At 44.1% G+C, this 8243-nt stretch carries 6 protein-coding genes and 1 pseudogene; 1 reads left to right on the plus strand and 6 read right to left on the minus strand.

Annotated features, from left to right (window positions below):
- Positions 1-198: pseudogene (locus tag E7204_RS06750) on the plus strand (hypothetical protein); the annotation flags it as partial.
- A 201-nt stretch (positions 199-399) separates the two neighbouring features.
- On the opposite strand, the gene hslU reads toward E7204_RS06750, so the two are convergent.
- From hslU to E7204_RS06780, 6 genes are all read right to left on the minus strand, one after another.
- Positions 400-1803 (minus strand): ATP-dependent protease ATPase subunit HslU, encoded by a 1404-nt coding sequence (gene hslU, locus E7204_RS06755; protein WP_295182976.1) that lies wholly within the window; start codon positions 1801-1803, stop codon positions 400-402.
- 80 nt (positions 1804-1883) lie between these two features.
- A complete protein-coding gene (gene hslV, locus E7204_RS06760) occupies positions 1884-2426 on the minus strand; it encodes an ATP-dependent protease subunit HslV (protein ID WP_295182978.1) in 543 nt (180 codons plus the stop codon).
- Positions 2426-3736: a methylenetetrahydrofolate--tRNA-(uracil(54)-C(5))-methyltransferase (FADH(2)-oxidizing) TrmFO gene (gene trmFO, locus E7204_RS06765; protein ID WP_295182979.1), complete on the minus strand. Its 1311-nt coding sequence runs from the start codon at positions 3734-3736 to the stop codon at positions 2426-2428. The genes hslV and trmFO overlap by 1 nt, the downstream gene beginning before the upstream one ends.
- Before the next feature lie 27 nt (positions 3737-3763).
- Positions 3764-6070: a type I DNA topoisomerase gene (gene topA / locus E7204_RS06770; RefSeq protein ID WP_295182981.1), complete on the minus strand. Its 2307-nt coding sequence runs from the start codon at positions 6068-6070 to the stop codon at positions 3764-3766.
- A complete protein-coding gene (gene dprA / locus E7204_RS06775; RefSeq protein ID WP_295182984.1) occupies positions 6060-7226 on the minus strand; it encodes a DNA-processing protein DprA in 1167 nt (388 codons plus the stop codon). Before dprA ends, topA begins: the two co-directional genes overlap by 11 nt.
- 124 nt (positions 7227-7350) lie before the next feature.
- A partial coding sequence (locus E7204_RS06780; RefSeq protein WP_295182986.1) for an ATP-binding protein occupies positions 7351-8243 on the minus strand: 893 nt, incomplete at its 5' end.

An 8243-nucleotide genomic window follows, 5' to 3' on the forward strand; every position in this document is an offset into this window, starting at 1 on the left:
AAGCAAAGCGAGCCGGAAGCATTTAATGCACTTGTCAAAGCTTCCAATCTCCCTAGCTTTGTCACCAATTTAAGCAAACTAAATTGGGATGTACCCGAAAATCGCATAAAGATTCCTATTAAAGAGGACGCTGCTACCATTCCGTTTTATATGAACTCCTTGAAAAAACACCGTCATTTAATGGAACAATTATTATGATAATTCCCTTTTTAAGGGCGCATTCAATATATAAAAAATATCCTATAACAAAAAAAGCAATCCAATCGCAAAGGTCTATATCCGGACCTTGCGAAGATGATTGCTTTTTTTATTAATTGCCTATTTTAAATTGGGCTATAGGCCATTATGTAGTGTAGTTTTATAGGGGTATAGGACATTTTATAGCCCCCGATACCGAGATTATAAGATATACTCAGATAAATCAACGTCTTGAACGATAGTACCCAAGCGTTCTTCTACCATTTCAGCCGTAATGGTTACATCTACTTCTTCAGCCGGTGGTGCATTGAAAGAAATATCCTGTAACAATTTTTCTAAAATCGTATGCAAACGACGGGCGCCGATATCTTCCGTTTCATTATTTACGCGATAAGCCAATTCGGCGATTTTATCGATAGCTTCTTCCATAAAGTGAATTGTTACTTTATCCGCTTTAAGCAGCATGTGATACTGTTTTAACAAGGCCTGTTGCGGTGTGGTCAAGATTTCTTTGAAATCTTCCTGCGTGAGGCTGTTAAGTTCTACGCGAATCGGAAAACGGCCTTGTAATTCCGGAATCAAATCAGACGGTTTGGATACGTGGAACGCACCGGCCGCAATAAACAAGATATGTTCCGTTTTTATTGGGCCGTATTTCGTATTTACGGTTGCCCCTTCAACGATTGGCAAAATATCGCGTTGCACCCCTTCACGGGATACATCCGGACCGGACGCACCGCTGCGAGCCGCAATTTTATCGAATTCGTCGATGAATACGATGCCTTCCTGTTCCGCCAACTGAACAGCCCGATCGGTAACGGCATCCATATCCAATAATTTCTGAGCTTCTTCCTGCACGAAGATTTTGCGCGCCTGACCTACTGTGGTATGGCGCTTTTTCTTTTTCTTAGGCAATAAGTTGCCAAACATTTCGGAAATATCAGTCCCCATGCCGTCAGGCGAACCATTTAAAGGCATAGCAAATGCTTTAGCCTGTTCTTCCACTTCAATTTCGATTTCACGGCTATCCATGAGGCCGTTCTTTAATTGTTCAAAGAACTGGGTACGTTTTTCGGACATTTCCGGTTCTTCTTGCTCTTTTTTAGCTTCTTCTTTTTCTGTATCTTCAGGACTGGCAAAAAGCATTTCCAAAGGATTAGTCATCTTTTTAGATTCCGACTCTTTTTTAGGCCAAAGAATTTGCAATAAACGTTTGTTGGCCAATTCTTCCGCTTTCTCCTGCTGACCTTCCATCATTTCTTCTTTAACCATGCGTACAGAGTTTTCTACAAGGTCTCGAATCATTTGATCCACGTCGCGACCTACATAGCCCACTTCCGTAAATTTTGTAGCTTCCACTTTAACAAAGGGAGCTTTTACGAGTTTCGCCATACGGCGAGCCAATTCTGTTTTACCTACACCGGTAGGACCGATGAGTAAAATATTTTTTGGTGTATATTCTTCGCGTACATCTTCCGGCAATTGTTTCGCACGCCAGCGATTACGCAGCGCAATGGCTACCATCTTCTTGGCTTCCGATTGGCCGATAACATATTTATCAAGCTCCGCCACAATCTGACGGGGTGTAAAATTATTACTATCCATTAAAAACCTCCACATAAAAGTTAGGCTATTCCCTTGGTATAGCGCGGTTCATTTGAATTTTCGCAAATTATTAAGCAATATTAAGCGATTTCTTCCACAATTACATTATGATTGGTGTAAACGCAGATATCGGCTGCAATATGAAGTGACTTTTCGGCAATTTCACGAGCACTAAGATCCGTATTGGCAGCTAACGCGCGAGCCGCTGCCAACGCATAGTTGCCACCGGAACCAATAGCGCAAATACCGTCATCCGGTTCGATGACTTCACCGTTACCGGATACCAGCAAAATAGTCTTGCCGTCTGTTACCAAAAGTAACGCTTCCAAATTGCGAAGCATTTTGTCACTGCGCCATTCTTTGGCAAGCTCTACGGCACTGCGCACCAATTGACCGTTATACTGGTTCAATTTAGCTTCAAATTTGTCATATAAGGTAAAGGCATCGGCTACGGAACCGGCAAAACCGGAAATAACCTTACCGTTATATAAACGGCGAACTTTTTGCGCCGTATTTTTCATAACCACACTTTGGCCCATGGTAACCTGACCGTCACCGGCAATGGCAACCGAGTTATCACGTTTAACGGCACAAATTGTGGTAGCGTGAAATTCTACACTCATTATAATTCCTCCTTCAACGCCTTTAACGTATCCAACGCACGTTGCGCAATTAAGGCATTCTTTTCTTTCTTTTTACGTACTTTTGTAGGCCATGGTTCCATTATACCAAAGTTGATATTCATCGGCTGGAAATCAGAGCCTTCATATTGACTCACATAATGGCTCAAACCACCTAGCGCCGTAGTACGCGGGAAGCTTACCGGTGCTTTTTCTTCCAACATGCGACTTACCTGTAAACCGGCCATAAGGCCTGATGCAGCCGATTCAAGATACCCTTCTACGCCTGTCATTTGACCGGCAAAGAAGAAGCGCGGATCTTCAATCAACTGGAAATATTCGTTTAATAATGTAGGCGAATTGATGTAGCTGTTGCGATGCATTACGCCATAGCGGATAAATTCGGCATTTTCGAGGCCCGGAATCATGGAGAAAACACGTTTTTGTTCGCCCCATTTAAGATGAGTCTGAAAACCTACCAAGTTAAACATAGTTGCTTCTTTATTTTCTTTGCGTAGCTGCACTACTGCATAGGATTCCTGATTGGTTCGTTTATCCACAAGGCCAACCGGTTTTAACGGCCCGAAGCGCAACGTATCGATACCGCGCGATGCCATGATTTCTACGGGCATACAACCTTCAAAATATTGTTCTTTTTCAAATTCTTTAGTTTCAGCCACTTCGGCAGTCGTCAAAGCGTCCCAAAAAGCCTTGTATTCTTCTTCCGTCATAGGGCAATTCAAATAATCCGCATCACCCTTGTCATAACGAGAAGCTGCGAATACCTTGTCATAATTAAGGGATTCGGCCGTAACAATCGGTGCCGCCGCGTCGTAGAAATAGAAATCGGCAGTGCCTGTTTTGGCTTTAACTTGTTCAGCTAAGGCATCCGACATGAGCGGTCCCGCTGCAACAATAACAATGCCTTCCTTCGGTAATTCCGTCACTTCTTCACGGATGACTGTTACCATCGGATGTTCTGATAATCTTTTTGTCACCATTTCACTGAATAAATGGCGGTCCACCGCTAAGGCCCCACCGGCCGGTACGGCCGTTGTATCGGCACAGGCCATGATTAAAGAGTCGAGCTGACGCATTTCTTCTTTCAATAGGCCTACGGCATTTTCTATATTTCCAGCCCGCAGTGAATTACTGCACACCAATTCGGCAAAATTTTCTGTATGATGGGCCGGCGAAGTCCGTTGTGGCCGCATTTCATACAAAGTAACGGGTATATTGCGCTTAGCCAATTGCCAAGCCGCTTCCGAACCGGCGAGGCCGGCTCCGATAATCGTAACTTTAGATGTAGTCACAATATCCTCCTTTTAATACTATATATATTACTCTTCAGATTTCGATTCAGTCGCGCTTTTATCGCCATCTTCGGCTTTCTTTTTGCGCGTACGCTTCTTAGGCTGAGTCGGGCAATTTTCATTAGAGCAGAACTTCTTCGTCGTACCGTTTTTGTACGTTTTTTCTGTCATGATACTGCCGCAAGTTTCACATGTTTCATTAATCGGCTTATTCCACAAGGTGAAATCACAAGCGGGATATCTGTCACAACCGTAGAAAATACGACCCCGTTTCGATTTGCGTTCCACAATCGTCCCTTCGTGACATTTTGGACAGGTCACGCCGGTGCTGACTGTAATCGGCTTAGTGTTTTTACATTCAGGGAAATTGGAGCACGCTAAGAAACGGCCGAAACGACCGAATTTGTACACCATCGGACTACCGCAAACATCACAGATAACATCGCTTTCTTCATCGGCGATTTTAACCTTCTCTACTTCATTCGCTTCATCCAATTCCTGCGCAAACACAGTATAGAATTCACTTAATACATCCTGATAGGTTTCTTCACCGCTGGCAATATCATCCAGATCTTTTTCCAAATGAACCGTGAAGTCTACATTTATAAATTTTTCAAAGTGAGCAATCAAGAAGTCAACCACTACAAAACCCAGTTCCGTTGGCACAAATTGCTTATCCTGTTTTTCCACATAGTTGCGGGACATAATAGTATCGATAATCGGCGCATATGTACTTGGACGACCGATACCGCGTTCTTCCAACGTTTTAATGAGGCTGGCTTCCGAATAACGAGCCGGTGGCTGTGTAAAGTGTTGTTCCGGCAAAATTTCTTTATTCGTTACCGTATCACCTTCCGCCATAATCGGAATTAATTTTGGTTCATCCCCATCTTTTTTAGCTTCTTCATAGACTTCCGTAAAGCCTTTGAATACCACTTTACTGCCGGATGCACGCAATTTATAGTCACCAACCTGTAATTGGGCCGTTACCGTTTCCGATTGTTGCGGTGCCATCTGGCTCGCCATAAAGCGATTCCAAATCAATGTATACAGTTTTAATTCATCACGACTAAGGAAGGGCTCTACCATTTTAGGCGGTAATTCAAGGGACGTAGGTCGAATCGCTTCATGCGCATCCTGACTGCTTTCCTTCGTGCCGAACACATTCGGTTTAGCCGGATAATATTCTTTGCCGAAATGATTTAAAATATATGTCTTCGCAGCCTGTTGCATTTCAACGGCAATACGGGTAGAGTCGGTACGCATATAGGTAATCAAACCGACATGGCCGTAGCCGCCGATTTCAAGACCTTCATATAAATGCTGCGCAATCATCATGGTACGCTTGGCGCCGAAATTAAGCTTACGAACACCTTCCTGTTGCAAGGTCGATGTGGTAAACGGAGCCGGTGCTTTGCGGGAACGCTTGCGACGCTCTACTTTGATAACTTCCGCCGTCTGACCGGCAAGGTCTGATTTAATAGCTTCCGCTGTTGCTTCATCAGGGATGGTAATTTTTTCATCACCTTTATGTGTCAGTTCAGCCGTAAAGCTTTCCTTATCCGTCGTCATATATTGACCTTCAATGGACCAATATTCTTCCGGAATAAATGCTTGAATTTCCCGTTCCCGTTCACAGATTAAACGAACGGCTACAGACTGTACGCGCCCCGCACTGAGGCCTTTACATACTTTACGCCATAATAACGGACTCAATTTATAACCTACAATACGGTCGAGCATACGACGAGCCTGTTGGGCATCCACCATATTTTTATCAATCGTGCGCGGCGAATTAATCGCTTCCGCCACGGCATGCTTTGTAATTTCGTTAAATGTAATACGGCATTTGGAAGCTTCATCCACATTCAGTATATAGGCTAAATGCCAGGAAATGGCTTCCCCTTCGCGGTCCGGGTCAGTCGCCAGTAAAATGGCTTTTGATTCGTCCGCATCATGCAACAACTCTTCAATCAGCTTTTTACGCGTCGTCAAATTAGAATAACGCGGTACAAAGCCGTTTTCAATATCAATACCAAGCTGACTTTTCGGTAAGTCACGTAAATGACCCATACTTGCTTTAACAATATAGTCAGGGCCTAAGAATTTTTCAATAGTTTTAGATTTTGCCGGTGATTCCACAATCACTAGCGTTTTACCATCCGGATTATACGTACGAGGCGGTAATGTTTTGGCTAAATCACCTACAGCCTGCATAACCGGTTTGGCTTTCCCCTTGGCGGTAACCGCCACTTTGCCTTCTAAACGGCGTTCTTCTTTTTTTGTATTCCCGGTGTCTTTTTCACCAATTACGATGGAACGTTTAATGGACAAACTGATTCCTCCCGAATTCCAATATTATATACCCCTTTGAAGCAGTTCGTTCAATACACTGCTTAAGTTCTAAGGACAATAAACTCAAATGGAGGGCTCCCTCTGAAAGGTTCGTCGTCATAGCTAATGTTTCCAAGGATGTTTCTTTTTCATTGGATAATGACGCTAAAATCTTTCGTTCCTCCACACTAAAGCTTAACACACCCACGCCTTTATGGCTACTGCTTTTTTCCTCGCCGGCGTCTTCAAAGCGTTGCCAATTATACATATCAGGCACTTGAGAGGGCTTTATTAATAAAATAGCCCCCTCTTCTAAAAGCCAATGATTACCTGCAAATTCATTGGTCAATATATTCCCCGGCACGGTAAAAACATCTCGTCCTTCATTGTTGGCCATATCGGCGGTAATCAAAGAACCGCTGCGCGACTTGGCTTCTACTACGATAACACCTCGCGAAAGTCCACTGATGATGCGGTTGCGCATAGGAAAAAAGCCCGCCTTGGCTTGCACGCCGGGACCGTATTCTGACAGCAAAAGACCATCATTTTCAATTATCTTTTGAAATAAACGAGCATTACTGCGTGGATAGCTTTGATCCAGACCACAGCCCATAACGGCGATAGTCTGACCATGCCCCTTGAGAGCCCCTTCATGGGCATACGAATCAATACCGCGGGCCCCGCCGCTGACGATAGCGATACCGTACCGAGCCAGTTCGGCCGCAAAAACAGTAGCCACATTGCGCCCGTAGGGTGTGCAATTACGTGCGCCCACCATAGCGATTTTACGGGGATTTTTAAAAGCCTTTAAATTGCCGCGATAAAATAAAACCCGAGGCGGATTAAATATTTCTCGTAATTCTTCAGGATAGGCCTCATCGTCAAAGCCGACGACCTGAATACGATACTCTTGCAAATCATGCTCAAGCTTACCTAAATCCATGGCTAGTATTCCTTTTACTAAAGCCGATTTATATTGTTTTTTAACCTGCACACTGTCGTCAACCGCTTTGTCTTTTTGCACGGCTTGCCAAAGTTCAATAGGTGTACCATAGCACTTTAAAGCTTCACTAATTGTGACGCTCCCTATGCCCGGCAAACTGCCTAAAGCAGCTAAAATAAGTCGATTGTCAGTTAATTCTATTGCTTGTGCCATATTATACGCCCCATCCTTTTTAATTTATAAACAATATATTCGCTATTTGAAGAGCAGCCGATTATATTTCAACTTTCTTAATTACCTCTTCTAGATATTCCCCTATTATTAACCGCTTTAGCGCTTACATGCGATAGCTCAATGCTTCCGCTACGTGTGAAATATCTACCCGTTCTGCGCCGGCCAAATCGGCAATCGTCCTAGCTACTCGTAAAATCTTGTCATAGCTGCGTATGCTAATGTCTAAATTTTGAAAAGCCTGTGCTAAGACTTTTTGAGCTTCCTCGGTTACTGCACAGGCCAGCATCAACTGTCCGTGACTTAGTTCGCTATTAAGCAAGACCCGATTACCATCACTGAAATGTAACGCTGTACAACGTTTTCGTTGAATTTCACGAGCCCTGATAACACGTTCACGAATGGTTGCTGACGTTTCAGCATCACCAACAGCCTGTAATTCTTCATACGTAGGTCTCGTTACATGAATCACCATGTCGATTCTATCCAATAGCGGTCCCGATAAGCGTTTAACATAACTTTCAATTTGCCAGGGCGTACAAGTACAAGTATGCCCTTCACCACCATCATGCCAGCCACAGGGACAGGGATTCATCGCCATCAATAAAATAAAGCGGCACGGATATGAGAATGTACCATTAGCCCTCGAAATATGGATAACCCCTTCTTCCAAAGGTTGCCGCAAGACTTCCAGTACCGATCGTGAAAATTCCGGTGCTTCATCTAAAAATAAAACACCTTCATGACTCAGCGTTAACTCACCGGGTTTCGGAATGCTCCCACCACCGGCCATGCCGGCCAAGGTAATAGTATGATGAGGACTGCGAAATGATCGTACCTGCATTAAGCCTTCCGTCGGCAGTAAGCCGGCCACACTATAGATGCGGCTGACGCTGAGTTGTTCATCTTCAGTCAATGGCGGCAGTATGGACGGCATAGCTTTAGCCAGCATCGTTTTACCGGCTCCCGGCGAACCGGTAAGCAGTACATGATGGCCAC

The organism is Veillonella sp. (genome assembly GCF_015058545.1).
Taxonomy (GTDB): domain Bacteria; phylum Bacillota; class Negativicutes; order Veillonellales; family Veillonellaceae; genus Veillonella_A.